This window comes from Paraburkholderia translucens, assembly GCF_020881035.1.
Taxonomy (GTDB): Bacteria; Pseudomonadota; Gammaproteobacteria; order Burkholderiales; family Burkholderiaceae; genus Paraburkholderia; species Paraburkholderia translucens.
In genome coordinates this window covers 393687-414614 of sequence record NZ_JAJITC010000004.1, presented here as the reverse complement: position 1 = coordinate 414614, position 20928 = coordinate 393687, and the positions used below count along the sequence as shown (strand labels likewise).

Sequence of the window (20928 nt, the reverse complement as noted above, 5' to 3'; positions counted from 1 at the left end):
CTCACGTCATGTAGCATGCCAAGCGCGCGATGAACAAGTGGCGGCAGGCGCACCTCGAACTATCCGCTGCACGGGCGGCCGGCGAGCGGCCTCGGGACCGGCTCACCACTGACCGTCAGTTCTTCGACGGTTTCGGCAACGATTTTCCGGATGCCTGCTAGCGCCTTTTCCGGTGTTTTTTCCAGCCATGACAGCCCGGGAAATTCCACGCACAGGCCGACATGCTCCCCATCTTCAGGGGACCACGTAACCCGGTACGTAAAGTGGTCGTTTTTCATATCCAATGCTCCTTCCGAGCCAAGCGTGCCGTAAACGGCGAAACGCAGCAATCTCCCAGGCACATCTCATTTTGGTGGGTAGACAACATCACCCAGCCTAAAACCGCCACCCGCATTGAATCCTTAACGGACACCGCCAAAGCCGAATGAAGCCGGGATGCCGCCGACTATGAGCAGGCTTCGTTGTGCGGAATTTGGCCTACTGGTGCCCTAGCGGGCCAATGCTGGGATTTCTAAAGGGAGAGGATCGGGCGGAAACCCTTATCAGACTTGGCGCGCCCGGCTGGGATCGAACCAGCAACCCCTGCCTTCGGAGGGCAGTACTCTATCCATTGAGCTACGGGCGCTTCACCACAAAACTGCGGGGAATTTACGCGAAAGCGGGACAACCGGAACGGCCCCGACGCCAACGCGAGAGACCGCAAGGATACCCGGTTTCGGCCGAACCGTCCACCGGACGGCCTGCGACACCCGCTCCTGCGTCTTCCCCGCGCTCCGAGGAAGCCCATGACGATCCGGGTAAACGCCTGCTGAACACGATCCGGGCCCCCTCGCCGCCGCCGAAACCTTGCGTCTATAATCGTCCGTGGCTGATAAAGAACAAGAAGTTGCCGTCGCGCTGTACCGCTCACATACCACGGAGACGAGACAAGCATGAGCGAAGCACCACACGGAGCCCCGATCAAAACCCCAGCACAGCTCATTGCCGCCGTCATCGCCGGATTTGCTGTGCCGATTGTCATCATCGTTCTGCTCGCCGTCTACGTCGACAATTCGACCCGCACCGGCGCCGGCACCGACTCCCTCTCCGAAGCCGAAGTCGTCTCCCGCATCCATCCGCTCGCCCAGGTCGAGATCCGCGACGCCAATGCGCCTCGCGTCTACAAGAGCGGTGAGGAAGTCTACAAGGCGGTCTGCTCGGCGTGTCACGCATCGGGCGCGGCAGGCGCACCAAAATTCACCAACACCGCCGACTGGGCTCCGCGCATCGCGCAAGGCTTCGACACGCTGTGGCACACCGCGCTGTCGGGCAAGGGCGCAATGCCGCCGCGCGGCGGCACGAGTCCCGACGACTACAGCGACTTCGAGATCGCGCGCGCGGTCGTCTATATGGCAAACAATTCCGGCGCGAACTTCCCCGAGCCGGCGCAACCGGCGGCGGGCGCGCCCGCGGCGTCCGGTGCGGCGGCGGCGTCCGGAGCAGCCGCCGCGGCAGGCGCATCGGCCGCGAGCGCGGCTCAACAGGCCGCCGCGGCCGTGGCGGCATTGGCGAGCGTGCCGCAAACTGCCGCCCCTGCGGCTGGCGGCGCGCAAAGCGCGGACGCTTCGCAGGCCGGCAAGGCGCTGTATCAGTCAGTGTGCCAGGCCTGTCACGCGGCCGGCGTGCTGAACGCGCCCAAGTTCGGCGACAAGGAAGCGTGGGCGTCGCGTCTGAAAGATCCGATGGACACGATCTATAACTACGCGCTGCACGGCAAGGGCGCGATGCCTCCGAAAGGCGGCTCAAACGCGTCGGATGCGGACGTCAAGGCCGCGGTCGACTATATGGTCGGCGCGGTGAAGTGAGGCGGGCGGCATCGGCCGTCGCTGAAATGAGTAATCCCTGCATGCGCTAACGCGATGCAGGGATTGTTTTTATGCGCGGGCTAGCAACCACACCGGGAATGCGCTCGAGCGCTGCCCGCTCATGCCTTCTGCAACAACGCTTTCAGACTCGCGAGCCGGTCCTTCGGCGACATCGGCGCCTCTTCGGGTGTCGGCGGCGGCGCATCGTCGAGCAGCATTTCGTTGATAAAGCGCGACGCCTCGCAGACGATCGTCTCTCGCGCGCGCTTGCGCTTTTTGCACCAGTTCAGGTGCAGGCTGCGCTGCGCACGCGTGATGGCCACGTACATCAGCCGACGCTCCTCCTCGATGCGCGCGTCGTCGATCGGCTCGTCGTCCGCGCCGCCGCGATGCGGCATGATGCCTTCCTCGACGCCGACGAGGAACACGTGCGGATACTCGAGCCCCTTCGACGCATGCACGGTCGACAGCCGCACCGCATCCGGATCTTCCTCGCGGCCTTCGAGCATCGACATCAGCGCGACGGTCTGGATCAGGCCGAGCAGATTCTTGCCGGTGTCGCCGAAGCCGTCGGCGGTGTCATAGCCGGTCGCCTCGCCGCCGCGGCCGTGCTCCGGCTCTTCCTTCGTCCCCTTGCGCTTCAACCACTCGATGAACTCGAGCACGTTCTGCCACTTCGCCTGCGCCTGGCGTTCGTCGAACGCGTCGTACAGATATGCTTCGTAGTGGATCGCCTCCATCAGCTCATCGAGCAGCGTGCCCGCCGGGTCCTTTTCGGCGCGGTCGGTCAGGCGCTGCATGAAGTCGCAAAACGCGCGCATCGGCTCGATCTGACGCGGCGACAGGCGCGCCTCGATGCCGCCCATGTAGACCGCCTCGAACAGCGACACCTTCGCCTGACCCGCGAACGCGCCGAGCGCCTCCAGCGTCGTATTGCCGACGCCGCGGCGCGGAGTCGTGATCGCGCGGATGAACGCGGGGTCGTCGTTTGCGTTGGCGATCAGGCGCAGGTACGCGCAAATGTCCTTGATCTCGGCCTTGTCGAAGAACGACTGACCGCCCGATAGCACGTATGGAATCCGTTCTCGGCGCAGCACCTGCTCGAAGATGCGCGCCTGAAAGTTGCCGCGATACAGGATCGCGTAATCGCGGAAATTCGTGCGCCGCTCGAACTTGTGCGCGGACAGCCTGAACACGACGGACTCCGCCTCGTGTTCCTCGTCGTTGCAGGCCGTTACGGTGATCGCATCGCCCATGCCATGCTCGGACCACAGCTTCTTCTCGAACAGCTTCGGGTTGTTCGCGATCACGTTGTTCGCGGCGGTCAGGATGCGCACCGTCGAGCGGTAATTCTGCTCGAGCTTGATCAGGTGCAGGTTCGGAAAATCCTTGCCGAGCTGGCCGAGGTTTTCGAGGGTGGCGCCGCGCCAGCCGTAGATCGCCTGGTCGTCGTCGCCGACCGCCGTGAACGCGGCGCGCTTGCCAGCCAGCAGCTTCACCAGTTCGTACTGGCACGCGTTGGTGTCCTGATACTCGTCGATCAGCAGATAACGCAGCTTGTTTTGCCAGCGGTCGCGCACCTGCTCGTTGCTCGCGAACAGTTCGGCGGGCAGGCGGATCAGATCGTCGAAATCGACCGCCTGATACGCATGCAGCGTCGCCACGTAGTTGCGATAGACGATCGCCGCCTGATGCTCGTCCTCGGTCGACGCGGTCGCAATCGCCTGCTCGGGCATGATCAGGCCGTTCTTCCACAGCGAGATGATCGACTGGATCTTGCGGATGAAGCCCTTGTCTGTCGAGCCGACCTGCTCCTGGATCATGCCGAAGCAGTCGTCGGAATCCATGATCGAGAACTGCGGCTTCAGACCGACGTGCTCCGCCTCCTGCCGCAAGATCTGCACGCCAAGCGAGTGGAAGGTACACACCGTCAACTGGTTCACGGGCACCTTGCGGCCTTCCTTGCCGGGCGCGGTCAGCGTCTTGCCTTCGAGCAGCTTGCCAACGCGCTCGCGCATTTCCGCCGCGGCTTTGTTCGTGAACGTGACGGCGGCGATGTGGCGCGGCTCGAAGCCTTTCGCTTCGATCAGGTGCGCGATCTTCTGCGTGATCACGCGCGTTTTGCCGCTGCCCGCGCCGGCTAGCACGAGACAGGGACCGTCGAGATAGCGGACCGCTTCACTTTGAGCGGGGTTCAAGCCTGCGGACATCGTTTTGTGGATGGGTAACACGGTTGAGGGCCGTTGAGATCGGACTGGCGAGAGGCGCCGGCCGCAGGCCCGGGACACGCTGGGCGGCGCAATGCGCGCGAGCGGTGCGATGTTAACATGGACGCCCCGATGGACGCCCGATGGCCCCCGCGATAGACGCCCTCGGCGACCCCGGCGCCCGTCAGAGTGCGCGCGAGACCGTCCGATGCCAAGCCCACAGTCCGGCCCGCTAATGCCACAATCATGTGATTGCGCGCCGCCGCCGCGGTGGCAAGGCGGCGCGCCGCTCTTCCAGGAAAACTCGCATGGCCGAATCGCTGAAAATTGGATTGATGGGCTACGGCTTCGCCGGCGCGACGTTTCACGCACCGGTGATCGAACATTGCGGACGCGCGAGTGTCGCCGCGATTGCGACGGGACAAGCGGAGCGGGCACGCGCGGACTATCCGCACGCGAAAATCGTCGCCGATCTCGATGCGCTACTCGCGCTCGACGACATCGACTGCATCGTGATCGCGACGCCCAACGACACGCATTTCGACCTCGCGCGCCGCACGCTCGAAGCCGGCAAGCACGTGGTCGTCGACAAGCCGGTCACGCTGAGTTCCGCGGATGCTCATACCCTCGCCAACATCGCGCTCGCGCGTGGCAAGCTGTTCGCACCCTTTCACAACCGCCGCTGGGACGGCGATTTTCTGGCCGTGAGGGATCTGCTCGCGCGCGTGGAACTGGGTCGCGTCACGCACTACGAATCGCATTTCGACCGCTTCCGGCCAGGCGTGCGCCAGCGCTGGCGCGAGGAGGTGAGCCGCGGCGGCGGTCTGCTGTTCGATCTCGGTCCGCATCTGATCGACCAGGCGCTCGTCCTCTTCGGCGCGCCGCAGACGGTATCCGCAACGGTGCGCTCACATCGCGACGAGGCGAGCGCACCTGACTACGTGCACATCCAGCTCGGCTACGACGACTTCGAGGTCGTGCTGCACGCCAGCGCGCTGACCGCGCTGCCGGGACCGCGCTTTGCGATTCACGGCACGCGCGGCAGCTACGTCAAGTACGGGCTCGATACGCAGGAAGACCAGTTGAAGGCTGGCCTGCGCCCCGGCGACGAAGGCTTCGGCGCCGGTAATACTCCTGGCGTGTTGCGCGTGCTCGAAGGCGACCAGGAAGTCGAGCGCGAATGGCCGACCCCCAACGGCGAGTACGCCAGCTTCTATATAGCGTTGGCCGACGCGATCCAGAACGGTGTCGCGTTCCCGATCCGCACGCAGGATGCGGTCGACGTGATGACGATCATCGAACTGGCCGCGCGCAGCTCGGAACAGGGCGTGCGGCTGCCGTTCGAGCGCATTCGCTGAGCCGCGCGCCGCGGGCCGCCCCGCGCTGTGTACCGAAAACGGCGCGGACTCGGCGCCCTGAAGGCCGGCAGCACGGGCCTACCTGACGTTTCGGAAAGGAATATAACGTTACACATTCGCCCGCTGCGCGGTAAGCGGGCGTTCGTCGTCATCCGTTGCTAACGGGTAGCAACTCAATTCGACAACGACTCCGGGAGAATCCATGTCTCGAATCATCCGTGCCCTTGCCGCATGTGCGCTGCTCAGCTCCGTCGCCGCCTGCGTGGTGACGCCTCCGCCGCCGCCGCATCCGGGCCCCACTCCGCAGCAGATCGCGGATCAGCGCCTGCATCAGGTGGACGGCCGCATCGGCAATCTCGCACGCCGGATCGACAACCGCGTGAATCAGGGCTATTACCCGCCGCCACAAGGCGCGGCGCTGCACCACCGCCTCGAGACGATTCGCCAGGAAGCGCACGATATGGCCTCGCAGCATGGCGGCGGTCTGTCCGCGGAAGAACAGCGCGTGCTGAATCAGGAGTTGGATAACGCTGCTCGTGCGATCGGCGAGTGAGCCGGGGGATAGATTGGCAAACCGGATCGGCAAACGAGCCGCCTGGAGAGCACCCCACTACCATTCATCGTGCGGTGATGGGCCGCACGGAAAGAAGCGCCACCAAAGCGCGGGCCGCAGGTCCCGCGCTTTTTTTGACGCCGTCACAGCGCTGTGCCCGCCTCCACACCGCTCGCGGGCCTTTATTTGACAAGCCCCGGCCCGTCGCGTACATTCGCCGCACGCGTCGGGAGAGCGCGCTGGCAAGCGAAAGAACGCAGGCCGCGCCGCCGAAGGGGCACACCCGCAAACTCTCAGGCAAAAGGACCGACCGCGTCGAAAGAACCCGCCTTCCCGCGGTTTTTTCGCACTCTGGAGAGCGGCAGTAGCCATCCGCGTCGCACGTCGCGCACAACTGGCAGGCTGCCCACCGAAGGGGCGCGCGTTCATCGTGACGGATCAGCGTCACGGCAGCGCAATCTCTCAGGTATCGAGGACAGAGGGGTCATGCAGAACCACGCTCGCAGGCATACCGCCGCGACGCGTTGCACCGCATGGCCTTTTTGTTTCGCGAGATGCCCGAGGCCCCATGACCGAACTCAATCACACCCCGCTTCACGCCGCTCACCGCGCGCTCAACGCCCGCATGGTCGACTTCGGCGGCTGGGACATGCCCGTCAACTACGGCTCGCAGATCGAGGAACATCGCGCGGTGCGCACCGACGCCGGCATGTTCGACGTGTCCCACATGTGCGTGATCGACTTCACCGGCGAGCGCGTACGCGCGTTCTTCGAATACGCGCTCGCGAACAACGTCGCGAAGCTGCAAACGCCGGGCCGCGCGCTCTACTCCTGCATGCTGAACCCGAACGGCGGTGTGATCGACGATCTGATCGTCTATTACTTCGGCGAGAACCACTTCCGCGTGGTCGTCAACGCCGGCACCGCCGATAAAGACATCGCCTGGTTCGGCCAGCTCAGCGCCGAGGGCGGCTTCGGCCTCACCATCACGCCGCGCCGCGACCTCGCGATCGTCGCCGTACAAGGTCCGAACGCGCGCGAAAAAGTCTGGCAAACCGTGCCGGCCGCGCGCGCCGCGACCGAAGCGCTGAAGCCGTTCAACGCCGCGCGGGTCGAAGCCGCTCCGTTCGGCGAGCTGACCGTCGCGCGCACCGGCTACACCGGCGAAGACGGCTTCGAGATCATCGTGCCGGCTACGCACGTCGAAGCGCTGTGGAACGCGCTCGCCACCCAGGGCGTGCGTCCGGCCGGTCTCGGCGCGCGCGACACGCTGCGTCTCGAAGCCGGCATGAACCTGTACGGCCAGGATATGGACGACAACGTCTCGCCGCTCGACGCCGGCCTCGCCTGGACCGTCGACCTGAGCGCTCCGCGCGACTTCGTCGGCAAGAGCCGGCTTGAAGCCGACGGCTCGCGCGCCGCGTTCGTCGGCCTGATCCTGTTGAAGGAAAACGGCAAGGCCGCCGGCGTGCTGCGCGCGCATCAGAAAGTCGTCACGCCGCACGGCGACGGCGAGGTCACCAGCGGCACGTTCTCGCCAACCATGCAGGAATCGATCGCCTTCGCGCGCGTGCCGAAAGGCGTGCAGCCGGGCGACACCGTGCACGTCCAGATTCGCGACAAAGCCTGCCCCGCAAGCGTGGTAAAACTGCCCTTCGTGCGCCACGGCAAGGTGCTGGCGGTCTAAGCGTCCGGCGCACGCCCCCTACATTCAAAACACTACCGAACATACCGTTTAGGAGCATCCGATGAGCATCCCGGCCGATCTGAAATACACCGAATCGCACGAATGGGTCCGCACCGAAGCGGACGGCACGCTGACGGTCGGCATTACCGACCACGCGCAGGAAGCGCTCGGCGACATCGTCTTCTTCGAAGTCCAGGAACTGGGCAAGTCCGTCACCGCGGGCGATACCGTCGCCGTGATCGAATCGGTGAAGGCCGCTTCCGACATCTACGCGCCGGTTTCGGGCGAAGTCATCGAAGCGAACACGGCTGTCGGCGACTCGCCGGACACCGTCAACAGCGCGCCGTACGACAGCTGGCTGTTCAAGATCAAGCCGGCCGCCGACGCGGCGCTCGACCGCCTGATCGACGCCGACGCGTACGCGAAGTCGATCGGCGCCTGAGTCACCGCCTGAGTCACCTTTTGTTTTAACCGTCAGGCGCGGCGCTCGCCCATCAGCGCGCACCGCGCCGCCTGGAACACCCATGAAGCTCGAACACCCGGATCGTCTGATGAACCGCACTCCTCTCTCGCTCGCCGCGCTCGAAGTGCACGACGCCTTCGCCGAACGGCATATCGGCCCGGATGCGGCCGACCAGCAAGCGATGCTCGAAGCCCTCGGTTTCGCGTCGCGGGCGGCATTGATCGACGCCGTCATCCCGAAGACGATCCGCCGCACCGAAACGCTGCCGCTCGGCCCCTTCGCGCAACCGAAGAGCGAAGCCGAAGCGCTCGCCGCACTGCGCGAGCTGGCGGACAAGAACCAGGTGTTCCGTTCCTACATCGGCCAGGGCTATTACAACACCCATACGCCGACGGTGATCCTGCGCAACGTGCTGGAAAATCCGGCGTGGTACACCGCGTACACGCCGTATCAGCCTGAAATTTCCCAAGGCCGTCTGGAAGCGCTGCTGAACTTCCAGCAGATGGTCACCGACCTGACCGGCCTCGCCATCTCGAACGCGTCGTTGCTCGACGAGGCGACCGCCGCCGCCGAAGCGATGACGCTGCTGCAACGCGTCGGCAAGCCGAAGTCGAACGTGTTCTTCGTCGCCGACGACGTGCTGCCGCAAACCATCGAAGTCGTGAAGACGCGCGCGACGCCTGTCGGCATCGAAGTGAGAGTCGGCCCGGCCGCTGAAGCCGCCGGTTCGAACGCGTTCGGCGTGCTGCTGCAATACCCGGGCGTGAACGGCGACGTGCGCGACTACCGCGCGCTGACCGAAGCGATCCACGCGGCGGGCGGCCATGTGGTCGTCGCCGCCGACCTGCTCGCGCTGACGGTCCTCACGCCGCCGGGCGAATGGGGCGCGGACGTCGCGGTCGGCAATACGCAGCGTTTCGGTGTGCCGGTCGGCTTCGGCGGCCCGCACGCCGCGTACCTCGCGGTGCGCGACGAATTCAAGCGGCAGATGCCGGGGCGTCTGGTCGGCGTGACCGTCGACGCGCAAGGCAACCCCGCGCTGCGTCTCGCGCTGCAAACACGCGAGCAGCATATCCGCCGCGAAAAGGCGACCTCGAACGTGTGCACCGCGCAGGCGTTGCTCGCGATCATGGCGAGCATGTATGCGGTCTATCACGGTCCGCACGGTCTGAAGACGATCGCGCTGCGCGTGAACCGCATCGCCGCGCTGCTCGCCGAAGGCGCGAAGCAACTCGGCTACAAGCTCGTCAACGACACATTTTTCGATACGCTCACGTTCGAAACGGGCGCGCGCACCCAGGCATTGCACGACGCCGCCGCCGCCAAGCGCATCAACCTGCGTCACGTGAGCGACACGCGCGTCGGCATCTCCATCGACGAAACGACGACCCGCGGCGATCTGGCCGATCTGCTCGCCACGTTCGCGCAGGCCGCCTTTGCCGGCGATGTGCCGCAAGTCGATGCACTCGACGCTGCGTTGAGCGCGGCGGATGTGTCGTCTGTGCCTGCATCGCTCGAACGCACGAGCGCGTACCTCACGCATCACGTGTTCAACCGTCATCATTCGGAGACGGAAATGCTGCGCTATTTGCGCAGCCTGTCGGACAAGGACCTCGCGCTCGACCGCTCGATGATCCCGCTCGGTTCGTGCACGATGAAGCTGAACGCGACCTCGGAAATGCTGCCGGTCACATGGCCCGAGTTCGGCCAGATCCATCCGTTCGCGCCGGCCGAGCAGACTGTCGGCTATCGCGAGATGATCGATCAGCTCGAACAGATGCTCGTCGCCGCGACCGGTTACGCGGCCGTGTCGCTGCAGCCGAACGCGGGCTCGCAGGGCGAGTACGCGGGTCTGCTGATCATCCACGCATATCACGCATCGCGCGGCGAAGCGCATCGCAACGTCTGCCTGATTCCCGCTTCGGCGCACGGCACGAACCCGGCCTCGGCCCAGATGGCCGGCATGCAGGTCGTGGTCGTCGCATGCGACGCGCAGGGCAACGTCGATATCGAAGACCTGAAGAAGAAGGCCGCGCAGCATGCCGACAAGCTCGCTGCCATCATGATCACGTATCCGTCGACGCACGGCGTGTTCGAACAGAACGTCCGGGAAATCTGCGAGATCGTGCATGCGCACGGCGGCCAGGTGTACGTGGACGGCGCGAACATGAACGCGATGGTCGGCCTGTGCGCGCCGGGTCAATTCGGCGGCGACGTCTCGCACCTGAATCTGCACAAGACCTTCTGCATTCCGCACGGCGGCGGCGGACCGGGCGTGGGCCCGGTCGCGGTCGGCGCGCACCTCGCGCAGTTCCTGCCGAATCAGATTTCGTCGGGCTACGAGCGCGCGGAGCAGGGCATTGGCGCGGTGTCGGCCGCGCCGTACGGCTCGGCGTCGATCCTGCCGATCTCGTGGATGTACATCGCGATGATGGGCGCGAAGAACCTGACCGCCGCGACCGAAACCGCGATTCTCAACGCGAACTATCTCGCGAACAAGCTCGCGCCGCACTATCCGGTGCTGTACTCGGGCCCCGGCGGCCTTGTCGCGCACGAGTGCATTCTCGATCTGCGTCCGATCAAGGACACGAGCGGCATCACCGTCGACGACGTCGCCAAGCGCCTCGCCGACTACGGCTTCCACGCACCGACGATGAGTTTCCCGGTGCCGGGTACGCTGATGGTCGAGCCGACCGAATCGGAGTCGAAGGAGGAACTGGACCGTTTCATCGAGGCGATGATCGCTATTCGCGAGGAAATCCGCGCGGTCGAGGAAGGCCGCGCCGATCGCGAGGACAATCCGCTGAAGCACGCGCCGCATACGGCGGCCGTCGTGATCGCCGATGACTGGAAGCATGCATACGCACGTGAAGCTGCCGCCTACCCGCTGAAGACGCTGATCGCGAACAAGTACTGGCCGCCGGTCGGCCGCGCGGATAACGTGTACGGCGATCGCAATCTGTTCTGCTCGTGCGTGCCGATCGCCGATTACGAGTGAGAGCGAGTCAACGGGACGTCACATGCGGCGCCGTGAAGGTCAATCAGCGTGCGCGGGCGGTTCACGTGCGCTTCTGTCGTTGAATGTCGCAACCGGCTAACATCACACACCTGATCAGCCTAACGAGGAGTTTCGCATGGCGCGAAAGGTGCGATTGATGCAAAGCCGGGGCGAGGCGGCTGTGCGTGCGTGGCGGCCCGCTTACGCGGCGCTGCTGGCCGGCGCGGCCGCGCTGCTGCCGCTGCGTGAGGCGCAGGCCGCGATGAATTTCTGCGCGGCGCCCGCGCTGCAAACGAGCGAGCGCACCAATGCCGAGCCCGGCGTCAAGGCACTCGTCGCCAATGTGCAGGCGCATCTGAACCAGCAAGCGCATGCGCTCGCGAAGCTGCACACCGAAGGCACGCTGCCGCACGAAGGAATTTACGATCAAAGCGTCGAAGCGGAGAAGGATCTCGACCTGCTGCGCGACGCCGCGCTTGCGTGGCGCGCGACCAGCGACGACCGCTTCCTGAAGCTCGTCGACCGTCTGCTGTATGCGTGGGTCACGACGTATCAGCCGAGCTTCAATCCGATCGACGAAACGCGCTTCGAAGGGCTGATTCTCGCCTACGACATGACCGCGAGCGCGCTGCCCGTCAAAACGCGCAACGCGACGATGGCGTTCCTGACGAAGCTCGCGAGCGGCTACATCGCGCAGATCGACGCGCAGCCGCGGCCGCTGACGGGCACGTTCCGCAACAATTGGCAAAGCCACCGCATCAAGCTGATCGCGATGGCCGCGTTCACGCTCGACAATCGCAAGATGATCAATGCCGCTCAGCGGCTGTTCGTCGAGCATATAGGCGACAACATCGCACCGGACGGCTCGACGATCGATTTTGGCGAGCGCGATGCGCTGCACTACGTGACCTACGATCTGCAACCGCTCGTGATGGCCGCGCTCGCCGCGCGCCGCCACAACCGCAACTGGCTGCAGGAGAAGGGGGCGAACGGCGCGACGCTGCTCGCCGCGCTGAACTGGCTCGTGCCGTTTGCTACCGGCGGCCAGACGCATGAGGAATTCGTGCATTCGAACGTCGCGTTCGATGCAAAACGCCGCGAGGCCGGCTTGCCCGGCTATTCGGGTCAGTGGGACCCGAAAAACGCGACGGAACTGTTTCACCTGGCGGCGCGTCTCGACGGACGCTTTACGCCAGTCGCGCTGCAGCTCGCACCGACGCCGCCCGCGTGGCTCGCCGTGTGTTTGCCGCTGCCGGCGCGATAACCTATTTCTCTATCGGCAGGAGGCAGTACATGGCAGTCAGCGTCTTCGATCTCTTCAAGATCAGCATTGGTCCATCGAGCTCGCATACGGTCGGACCGATGCGCGCGGCGCTGATGTTCGGCCAGGGACTCCAGCGCGACGGGCTGCTCGATGCCACCGCAGCGGTGAAAGCGGAGCTGTACGGCTCGCTTGGCGCGACCGGCAAGGGGCACGGCACCGATCGCGGCGTGATGCTAGGCCTGATGGGCGAGGCGCCCGACACCGTCAACCCCGATACGATCGCGCAGCGGCTCGAAGCGGTGCGCGTGTCGCGCAAGCTCGGGCTGCTCGGCACGCATGAGGTGCCGTTCGTGCAGAAAGAGCACATCGCGTTTTATCGCCAGGCGCTGCCCGAGCATCCGAACGGACTCAAGCTCTTCGCGTTCGATGCGCAAGGCGCGACGCTGCGCGAGTCGACCTATCTGTCGGTCGGCGGCGGCTTCGTCGTGACGGCCGGCGCGCCGAACACGAAGGTGTTGAGCGCGGTCGATCAGCTTCCGCATTCGTTTCGTACGGCCAGCGAATTGCTCGCGTTGTGCGCGTCGACCGGCAAGAGCATCGCGCAGCTGATGTGGGAAAACGAACGCGTCTGGCATACCGAAGAAGAAGCCCGCGCGGGTCTGCTGAAGATCTGGGACGTGATGCAATCGTGCGTCGCGCGCGGGTGCGGCATCAACAATCCCGACGCCGATGGACACCTGCCCGGGCCGTTCCAGGTGAAGCGCCGCGCGCCGCAGTTGTATCGCGCGTTGACGGGCAACCCCGAGCGCGCGCTGCAGGATCCGCTGTCGATGGTCGACTGGATCAATCTCTATGCGATCGCCGTCAACGAAGAGAACGCCGCGGGCGGGCGCGTCGTCACCGCGCCGACCAATGGCGCGGCCGGCATCATTCCGGCGGTGCTGCATTACTACACGCGCTTCATGCCGGGCGCGAACGAGCAGGGCGTGGTCGACTTCCTGATGACGGCCGCCGCGATCGGCATTCTGTACAAGCTGAACGCATCGATTTCGGGCGCCGAAGTGGGCTGCCAGGGTGAAGTGGGCGTCGCGTGCTCGATGGCCGCAGGCGCGCTCGCCGCCGTGATGGGCGGCACACCGAAGCAGGTCGAGAACGCCGCGGAAATCGGTATGGAGCACAACCTCGGGCTCACCTGCGATCCGGTCGGCGGCATGGTGCAGATTCCGTGCATCGAGCGCAATGCGATGGCGTCGGTGAAGGCGGTCAATGCTGCGCGCATGGCGTTGCGCGGCGACGGCAGTCACTACGTGTCGCTCGATTCGGTGATCAAGACGATGCGCGAAACCGGCGCGGACATGAAGACCAAGTACAAGGAAACGTCGCGCGGCGGGCTCGCGGTGAATATCGTCGAGTGTTGAGTTGCTGAGCGCGGCCGTCGACTGACTGCGCCATGACAGCGCCCACGTCCCCGGCGTAAGCTGTCGAAGCGTCGATCGGCCGCCGTTGTACGGTCCGTCGATGCGGCTCCATTCCATCGCACTCAAGCACTATCAGGAGGCTTCCTCGCAATGTCGCTGCCGAATGCTCCCGTTTCCGCGTCCCACACCGCACGCACCACCGGCGCGCGCCTCGTCGTCGATGCATTGCTGACGCACGGCGTCGAACGCGTGTTCTGCGTTCCCGGCGAAAGCTTTCTCGCCGTGCTCGATTCGCTGCGCGACGAAACCGGGCGCCTCCAGACGATCGTCTGCCGTCATGAAGCCGCGGCCGCGAACATGGCCGAAGCGGTCGGCAAGCTGACCGGCCGCCCGGGGATCGCGCTCGTCACGCGCGGGCCGGGCGCGACGCATGCGTCGATCGGCGTGCACACCGCGTTTCAGGACTCGACGCCGATGATCCTGCTGATCGGCCAATGCGCGCGCGAGCATCTCGATCGCGAGGCGTTTCAGGAGATCGACTATCGGCGCATGTTCGGCCAGATGGCGAAGTGGGTTGCGCAAATCGATGACCCGAGGCGCATCCCCGAATACCTGAGCCATGCGTTTCATACGGCCACCTCTGGTCGGCCGGGGCCGGTCGTTCTGGCGCTGCCGGAAGACGTATTGAGCGATGCCTGCGACGCGGTGCCTGGCGCACCCGCGTATCAGCGCGTCGCGGCGTCGCCGTCGGCCGCGCAGATCGCGAAGCTGCGCGAGTTGCTCGAAGGCGCGCAACGGCCGATGCTGATCGCCGGCGGCAGCGGCTGGACACCATCTGCATGCGCGGACCTGCGGCGCTTCGTCGAAACCTGGCGGTTGCCGATCGGCCTTGCGTTCCGCTTCCAGGATACCTTCGATAACGACCATCCGAACTACGCGGGCGACGTCGGTCTAGGTATCAATCCCGAACTCGCACGGCGCATTCGCGACGCCGACCTGCTGCTTACGCTCGGTCCGCGCCTCGGCGAGGCGACGACCAACGGCTACACGCTGCTCGACATTCCGAAGACGAAGCAGACGCTTGTCCACGTGCATCAGGGCGCGGAGGAACTCGGGCGTGTGTATGCGGCCGATCTGCCGATCGTCTCCGGCATGCCTGAGCTTGCGGCGATGCTGGCGGAACTGCAGCCGTCGTCGTCCGGCAAGCTCGCCTGGGTCGGCGCCGCCGAGGAAGCGCATCGCGCGTATCTGGAATGGCGCGAGCCGCGCCCGATCCCCGGCGACGTGCAGATGGGCGAAGTGATCCAGCAGTTGCGCGCACATCTGCCCGACGACGCGATCGTCACGAACGGCGCCGGCAACTACGCGACATGGCTGCATCGCCATTTCTCGTACCGATACTTTCGCTCGCAACTCGCGCCGACGAGCGGCGCGATGGGCTACGGAGTACCGGCCGCGCTCGCCGCGAAGTCGCTCTATCCGCAACGCGCAGTGGTCGCGCTCGCCGGCGACGGCTGCTTCATGATGGCCGCTCAGGAACTGGCGACAGCGATGCAGTACGACCTGCGGGTGCTGTTCATTGTCGTCAACAACAGCCACTTCGGCACGATCCGCATGCATCAGGAGCGGCACTATCCGCATCGCGTGCATGGCACCGGCCTGACGAATCCGGACTTTGCGGCGTTCGCCCGATCGTTCGGCGCACATGGCGAGACCGTTGAGCGCACGGGGGATTTCCTGCCGGCGTTGCAACGCGCGATGGAATCGCAGTTGCCGGCGGTGATCGAGATTCGCATGCCGCAGGAAGCGAGCACGCCCGCGCTCACACTCGAGCAGATTCGGGAGCAGGGGAGGAAGATGCGTGGGGAGTAGTGAAGCTACATTGGCAGCGCAGTAAAAAACCCCGCCAACGCGGGGTTTTTCATCACCAGACGCTTCTGCAACAAAACTTACTTGCCGCCCACGCTTTGCAGCGTCGTCCACTTGCCATCGACGACCTTGTACAGCGTGATACCGCCGTTCTTCAGATCGCCGCGAGCGTCGTACGCGAGATCGCTCGTCGTGACCGCCGGCTTCGACGTCTTCGCGAGCACCGGCAGGTACTTGGCCGGATCGGTCGAGTTCGCGGTCTTCATCGCGGTGAACATTGCCATCGCGCCATCGAATGCGTACGGCGAGTACGTCTGCACGTCTTCGTTGAAGCGCGCCTTGTACTTCTCGACGTATGCCTTGCCGCCCGGCATTTCTTCGAGCGGCAAACCAGCGAGCGAGGCCACCGTGCCGTTCGCCGCGTCGCCGGCGAGCTTGATGAAGGTCGGCGTGTGGACCATTTCGCCGCCCATCAGCGGCGCCTTCACGCCGAGCTGCTTCATCTGCTTGACCATCGGTGCCGCTTGCGAATCCGCGCCGCCGTAGTAGATCAGATCCGGGTTCGACGACTTCAGCTTGGTCAGGATCGACTTGAAGTCGACGGCCTTGTCGTTCGTGTATTCACGATCGACGATCGTCGCGCCCGCCGCCTTCGCTGCCTTCTCGAACTGATCGGCAAGACCCTGGCCGTAAGCGGTGCGATCGTCGACGATCGCGATCTTCTTCATGCCGAGGTTCTTCACCGCGAACGTGCCGGCGACCGAGCCTTGCTGGGTGTCGGACGTCATCATGCGGAAGGTGGTCTTGAAGCCCTGCTGCGTGTATTCCGGTGCGGTCGCCATCGCGATCTGCGGAATGCCCGCGTTCGCGTAGATGCGCGAGGCCGGAATCGTCGTGCCCGAGTTGAAGTGGCCGAGCATGCCCTTGATGCCGTCATCCACGAGTTTTTGTGCAACCGTCGTGCCGGTGCGCGGGTCGGCCTGGTCGTCGGCCGAGTCGAGCACGATGCGAACCGGCTTGCCGCCGATCACCGGCTTCGTCGCGTTGAATTCTTCGACCGCGAGCACGATGCCGTTCTGGAAGTCCTTGCCGTAGTGTGCCTGTGCGCCCGTCATCGGACCGGCGAAACCGATCTTCACGTCTTCGGTCGATTGAGCGTTGGCTGTCCCCGCCAGCGACATTGCGGCGACCAGAGCCGCGCCTGCCAGCTGTTTCATCTTGTGTTGCATAGCTTCTCCTTGATACCAGGTGTGGATGAAGCGGTGTCGGGGTCGCCGTGCCGCTTCCTTTCTATTGAGTGGATCGCCGAGGTTCGCTCAACCGATCGTCATCAAATTCGCATTGCCGCCTGCCGCCGCGGTATTCACGCTGACCGAGCGCTCGGTCAGCAAACGCTCGAGTGCATAGTCCTCGTCGCCGCTCGCGAGCGCACGGGCCGCGACGCCCTGCACCGACACGAGCGGCCCCGCGCGCTTCGCGACCTCCTTCACGAGCGCGAGCAGCTCGTCGCTATCGCCTTCGAACAGCACGGCGTCGAACGGCGCATCGGCACTCTTTCTCACGCTCGCGTGCGCCTTCAGGGACGCTGGCAGTTGCGAGAGCAATTGTTCGCCCGCCGCGCCTTCGAACAACGCCCGATTTCCCGTCGCCAGCGCCGCCGCGAATTGCACGCGCGCGCCGCTCGCGGTCGACGCGATGCACAGCACGGTGCCGCGCGGTCCCAGCGTGTACGTGTTGCGCTCGCCGGTCGGCCCCGACAGGACCGCGGTCGCGCCCGCCGGCACATGCGCGAGGTAGCCGTCGCAACGCGCGGCAAGTTGCGGGTCGCGCTCGGCGATCAGCCAGTCACGCAGCGCGGTCAGCGCGGCCGCCGGATTGTCACCCTTTTCCGCCGCCTGCGGTGCTTCGACCACCAGTGCCTGGGCGAGCGACTTCGGCAAACCAGCCGGCCGTATCGAGAGCAGACGCTGCAGATACAGCGGGCCACCGGCCTTCGGCCCGGTACCCGACAGCCCCTCACCGCCGAACGGCTGCACACCGACCACCGCGCCGATCACATTGCGGTTCACGTAAATGTTGCCCACGTGCGCGCGGCTGATCACGTGCGCGATCGTTTCGTCGATGCGTGTATGGATGCCGAGCGTCAAACCGTAACCCGTCGCGCGGATCTGTTCGAGCAGCTTGTCGAGTTGGCTGCGGCGATAGCGCACCACATGGAGCACCGGACCGAACACTTCACGCTTCAGTTCGTCGATGCTTTCGAGCTCGATCAGTGTCGGGGGCACGAAGGTGCCCTGCGTCGCGCCATCCGGCAGCGGCAATTGCTCGACCTTGCGGCCCTTTTCGCGCATCGCCGCGATATGCGCGTCGATGCCGCGCTTGGCGTCGAGGTCGATCACCGGGCCGACATCGGTTGACAGGCGATCCGGGTTGCCGAGCGCCAGCTCGCGCATCGCGCCCCTCAGCATTTCAAGCGTGCGGTCCGCGATGTCCTCCTGCAGACAAAGAACGCGCAACGCGGAACACCGTTGACCGGCGGAGTCGAATGATGACTGCAGCACATCGGCGACGACCTGCTCGGCGAGCGCCGACGAGTCGACGATCATCGCGTTCTGGCCCCCGGTTTCAGCGATCAGCGGAATCGGTTTGCCATCCGGATCGAGCCGGCCGGACAGCGTTTTGTTGATCAGACGCGCAACGTCGGTCGAGCCGGTGAACATCACCGCACGCGTGCGCGGGTCAGCGACCAGCGCGGCGCCGACCGTCTCGCCATTGCCCGGCAGCAGTTGCACCGCGCCCGCCGGCACGCCTGCTTCGCGCAGAATCCGCACCGCTTGGGCTGCGATCAGCGGCGTCTGCTCGGCCGGCTTCGCGAGCACCGTGTTGCCGGCCGCGAGCGCGGCGGCCACTTGACCCATGAAAATCGCCAGCGGGAAATTCCACGGGCTGATGCAGACCACCGGGCCGAGCGGCCGATGTGTGTCGTTCGAAAACTCGTTGCGGATCTGCGTCGAGTAGTAGCGCAGGAAGTCGATCGCCTCGCGGATCTCCGCGACCGCGTTCGCGAGCGACTTGCCCGCTTCACGCACCACTAGACCCATCAAGGTGTGCATTTGCGCTTCGAGCAGATCGGCGGCACGCGCGAGGCAATCGGCGCGCGCCTCGACCGGCGTCGCCTGCCAGATCGGCGCGGCGGCCACCGCGTAACCGAGCGCGGCGCTCACATGCTCGGCGGTCGCATCGACGACCGTGCCGACGAGATCGCGCTGGTCGGCCGGGTTGCGGACATCGCGCGCGGCGCCAATGTCGATCTCGTTGCCTTCGAGCATCGGCGCGGCGCGCCACGGATGATGCGCGCTCGCGAGCAGCGCCGACGACAGCGACGCGAGCCGATGTTCGTTCGACAGATCGAGGCCCATCGAATTGAGCCGTTGCGCGCCGTACAGATTGCGCGGCAGCGGAATACGGGGGTGCGGCGCGCCGAGCGGCACGATCTTCGACGCTTCCTCGACCGGATCGGCGACCAGGTCCTTGATCGCGACGGATTCGTCGGCGATGCGATTCACGAACGACGTGTTAGCGCCGTTTTCGAGCAGCCGGCGCACGAGGTACGCGAGCAGCGTCTCATGCGTGCCGACCGGCGCGTACACGCGGCATGGCCGATTCAGCTTGTCGCGGCCGGTGACTTCCTCGTACAGCGGCTCGCCCATGCCGTGCAGGCACTGGAACTCGTACTGGCCGGGGTAGTAGTTGTTGCCGGCGAGGTGATAGATCGCCGACAGCGTATGGGCGTTGTGCGTCGCGAACTGCGGATAGACGGCATCGGGTGCGCCGAGCAGCTTTTTCGCACAGGCGAGGTACGAGACGTCCGTGTAGATCTTGCGCGTGTACACGGGATAGCCTTCGAGGCCATCGACCTGCGCGCGCTTGATTTCCGTATCCCAGTACGCGCCCTTCACGAGGCGCACCATGACGCGGTGACGACTGCGGCGAGCCAGATCGATCAGGTAGTCGATGACGAACGGGCAGCGCTTCTGATACGCCTGCACCACAAAACCGATGCCGTTCCAGCCTTGCAGCTCCGGATCGAAGCACAACGCTTCGAGCAGATCGAGCGACAGTTCGAGGCGGTCGGCCTCTTCGGCGTCGATATTGAGGCCGATGTCGTAGCGGCGCGCGAGGATCGCGAGCGTGCGTACGCGCGGCAGCAGCTCGCTCATCGTGCGTTCCTGCTGCGCCCGCGAATAGCGCGGATGCAGCGCCGACAACTTGATCGAGATCCCCGGGCCCTCGTAGATGCCACGGCCGCCCGCGGCCTTGCCGATCGCGTGGATCGCCTGCTCGTACGACGCGTAGTAGCGCTGCGCGTCGGCCTCGGTGGTCGCCGCTTCGCCGAGCATGTCGTACGAATAGCGGAAACCGCGCGCCTCGTACTTGCGGCTATTCGCGAGCGCCTCGGAAATGTTTTCGCCCGTCACGAACTGCTCGCCCATCAGGCGCATCGCCATGTCGACGCCCTTGCGGATCAGCGGCTCGCCGCCCTTGCCGATCAGGCGCGTGAGCGCTGACGACAAACTGCTCTCGCTATTGGTCGTCACCAGCTTGCCGGTGATCATCAGCCCCCAGGTCGCCGCGTTGACGAACAGCGACGGCGCCTGGCCGACGTGCGATTTCCAGTCGCCCTTGCTGATCTTGTCGCGGATCAGCGCGTCGCGCGTCGCGCGATCGGGAATGCGCAGAAGCGCCTCGGCGAGGCACATCAGCGCGACGCCTTCCTGGCTCGACAGCGAAAATTCGTGGATCAGTCCTTCGACACCGCCGCCCTTGCTTTTCGAGCGCAGCGTTTCGACGAGCTTGCCGGCCATCGCCTCGACGTCGCCCGCGAGGTTGGCGGGCAGACGCGCCTGGCCGAGCAGGAACGGCACGCACTCGGGCTCCGGGCGGCGATACGCGGCGGTAATCGCCGCGCGCAGCACCGACTGCGGTTGCACGTTCTGCGCGAAATCGAGAAACGGATGCGAAGCGCCGTCTTCCTCGTTCGCGACCGCCGCGCCGTCGCCGAGATCGGCCGTGCCGGTCGCGCCCGAGAGTTCGGCCGGCAACTGGCCGTGCTCGATCTTTTCGAGGTACGCGAAGATGGCCTGCTTGATCAGCCAGTGCGGAGTTCGCTCGAGGCGGGTGGCGGCATCTTTGAGCCGGGAACGCAGGAGGTCGTCGACCTTGACGCCAAGGGTGGTGCTAGCCATGTTTCCTTCTTGAGACCGGGC

Annotated in this window: 12 protein-coding genes, 1 tRNA gene, 1 pseudogene and 2 riboswitches; of the genes and pseudogenes, 9 read left to right on the top strand and 5 right to left on the bottom strand. The window is 65.4% G+C overall.

Annotated features, from left to right (window positions below; genetic code table 11):
* Positions 1-62: 62 nt before the first annotated feature.
* Positions 63-278: pseudogene (locus tag LJ655_RS09710) on the bottom strand (toxin-antitoxin system HicB family antitoxin); the annotation flags it as partial.
* A gap of 271 nt (positions 279-549) precedes the next feature.
* A tRNA-Arg gene (locus tag LJ655_RS09705) sits at positions 550-625 on the bottom strand.
* 307 nt (positions 626-932) lie between these two features.
* On the opposite strand from LJ655_RS09705, the gene LJ655_RS09700 reads away from it, so the two are divergent.
* Positions 933-1844: a c-type cytochrome gene (locus LJ655_RS09700; RefSeq protein WP_230561019.1), complete on the top strand. Its 912-nt coding sequence runs from the start codon at positions 933-935 to the stop codon at positions 1842-1844.
* 119 nt (positions 1845-1963) lie between these two features.
* Here the strand turns inward: LJ655_RS09700 and LJ655_RS09695 are convergent, their stop codons facing one another.
* Positions 1964-4054 carry a UvrD-helicase domain-containing protein gene (locus tag LJ655_RS09695; protein WP_230561018.1) on the bottom strand — a complete coding sequence of 697 codons (2091 nt, stop codon included), beginning with the start codon at positions 4052-4054 and terminating at the stop codon, positions 1964-1966.
* A 305-nt stretch (positions 4055-4359) separates the two neighbouring features.
* Here LJ655_RS09695 and LJ655_RS09690 point away from each other — a divergent pair, with 305 nt between their 5' ends.
* The 8 genes from LJ655_RS09690 (at position 4360) to LJ655_RS09655 (ending at position 15664) form a co-directional block, all read left to right on the top strand.
* The gene (locus tag LJ655_RS09690) at positions 4360-5409 is read left to right on the top strand and encodes an oxidoreductase (RefSeq protein WP_230561017.1); all 1050 of its coding nucleotides are present in this window, start codon (positions 4360-4362) and stop codon (positions 5407-5409) included.
* A 202-nt stretch (positions 5410-5611) separates the two neighbouring features.
* The gene (locus LJ655_RS09685; RefSeq protein WP_230561016.1) at positions 5612-5962 is read left to right on the top strand and encodes a hypothetical protein; all 351 of its coding nucleotides are present in this window, start codon (positions 5612-5614) and stop codon (positions 5960-5962) included.
* A 217-nt stretch (positions 5963-6179) separates the two neighbouring features.
* Positions 6180-6282, top strand: a riboswitch (glycine riboswitch).
* A gap of 21 nt (positions 6283-6303) precedes the next feature.
* Positions 6304-6451, top strand: a riboswitch (glycine riboswitch).
* Positions 6452-6530: 79 nt separating this feature from the next.
* A complete protein-coding gene (gene gcvT / locus LJ655_RS09680) occupies positions 6531-7649 on the top strand; it encodes a glycine cleavage system aminomethyltransferase GcvT (protein WP_230561015.1) in 1119 nt (372 codons plus the stop codon).
* Between the two features lie 61 nt (positions 7650-7710).
* Positions 7711-8091 carry a glycine cleavage system protein GcvH gene (gene gcvH / locus LJ655_RS09675; RefSeq protein ID WP_230561014.1) on the top strand — a complete coding sequence of 127 codons (381 nt, stop codon included), beginning with the start codon at positions 7711-7713 and terminating at the stop codon, positions 8089-8091.
* Positions 8092-8173: 82 nt separating this feature from the next.
* Positions 8174-11110 carry an aminomethyl-transferring glycine dehydrogenase gene (gene gcvP, locus LJ655_RS09670; RefSeq protein ID WP_230561013.1) on the top strand — a complete coding sequence of 979 codons (2937 nt, stop codon included), beginning with the start codon at positions 8174-8176 and terminating at the stop codon, positions 11108-11110.
* Positions 11111-11246: 136 nt separating this feature from the next.
* On the top strand, positions 11247-12374 hold the full coding sequence (locus tag LJ655_RS09665) for an alginate lyase family protein (protein WP_230561012.1): 1128 nt from the start codon (positions 11247-11249) through the stop codon (positions 12372-12374).
* 29 nt (positions 12375-12403) lie between these two features.
* The gene (locus LJ655_RS09660) at positions 12404-13792 is read left to right on the top strand and encodes an L-serine ammonia-lyase (protein WP_230561011.1); all 1389 of its coding nucleotides are present in this window, start codon (positions 12404-12406) and stop codon (positions 13790-13792) included.
* Between the two features lie 150 nt (positions 13793-13942).
* Positions 13943-15664 carry a thiamine pyrophosphate-binding protein gene (locus tag LJ655_RS09655; RefSeq protein WP_230561010.1) on the top strand — a complete coding sequence of 574 codons (1722 nt, stop codon included), beginning with the start codon at positions 13943-13945 and terminating at the stop codon, positions 15662-15664.
* 77 nt (positions 15665-15741) lie between these two features.
* Here the strand turns inward: LJ655_RS09655 and LJ655_RS09650 are convergent, their stop codons facing one another.
* Positions 15742-16890 carry a branched-chain amino acid ABC transporter substrate-binding protein gene (locus tag LJ655_RS09650; RefSeq protein ID WP_230561009.1) on the bottom strand — a complete coding sequence of 383 codons (1149 nt, stop codon included), beginning with the start codon at positions 16888-16890 and terminating at the stop codon, positions 15742-15744.
* A gap of 87 nt (positions 16891-16977) precedes the next feature.
* Entirely contained in the window at positions 16978-20907 is a 3930-nt protein-coding gene (gene putA / locus LJ655_RS09645; protein ID WP_230561008.1) for a trifunctional transcriptional regulator/proline dehydrogenase/L-glutamate gamma-semialdehyde dehydrogenase, read from the bottom strand.
* Positions 20908-20928: the final 21 nt, after the last annotated feature.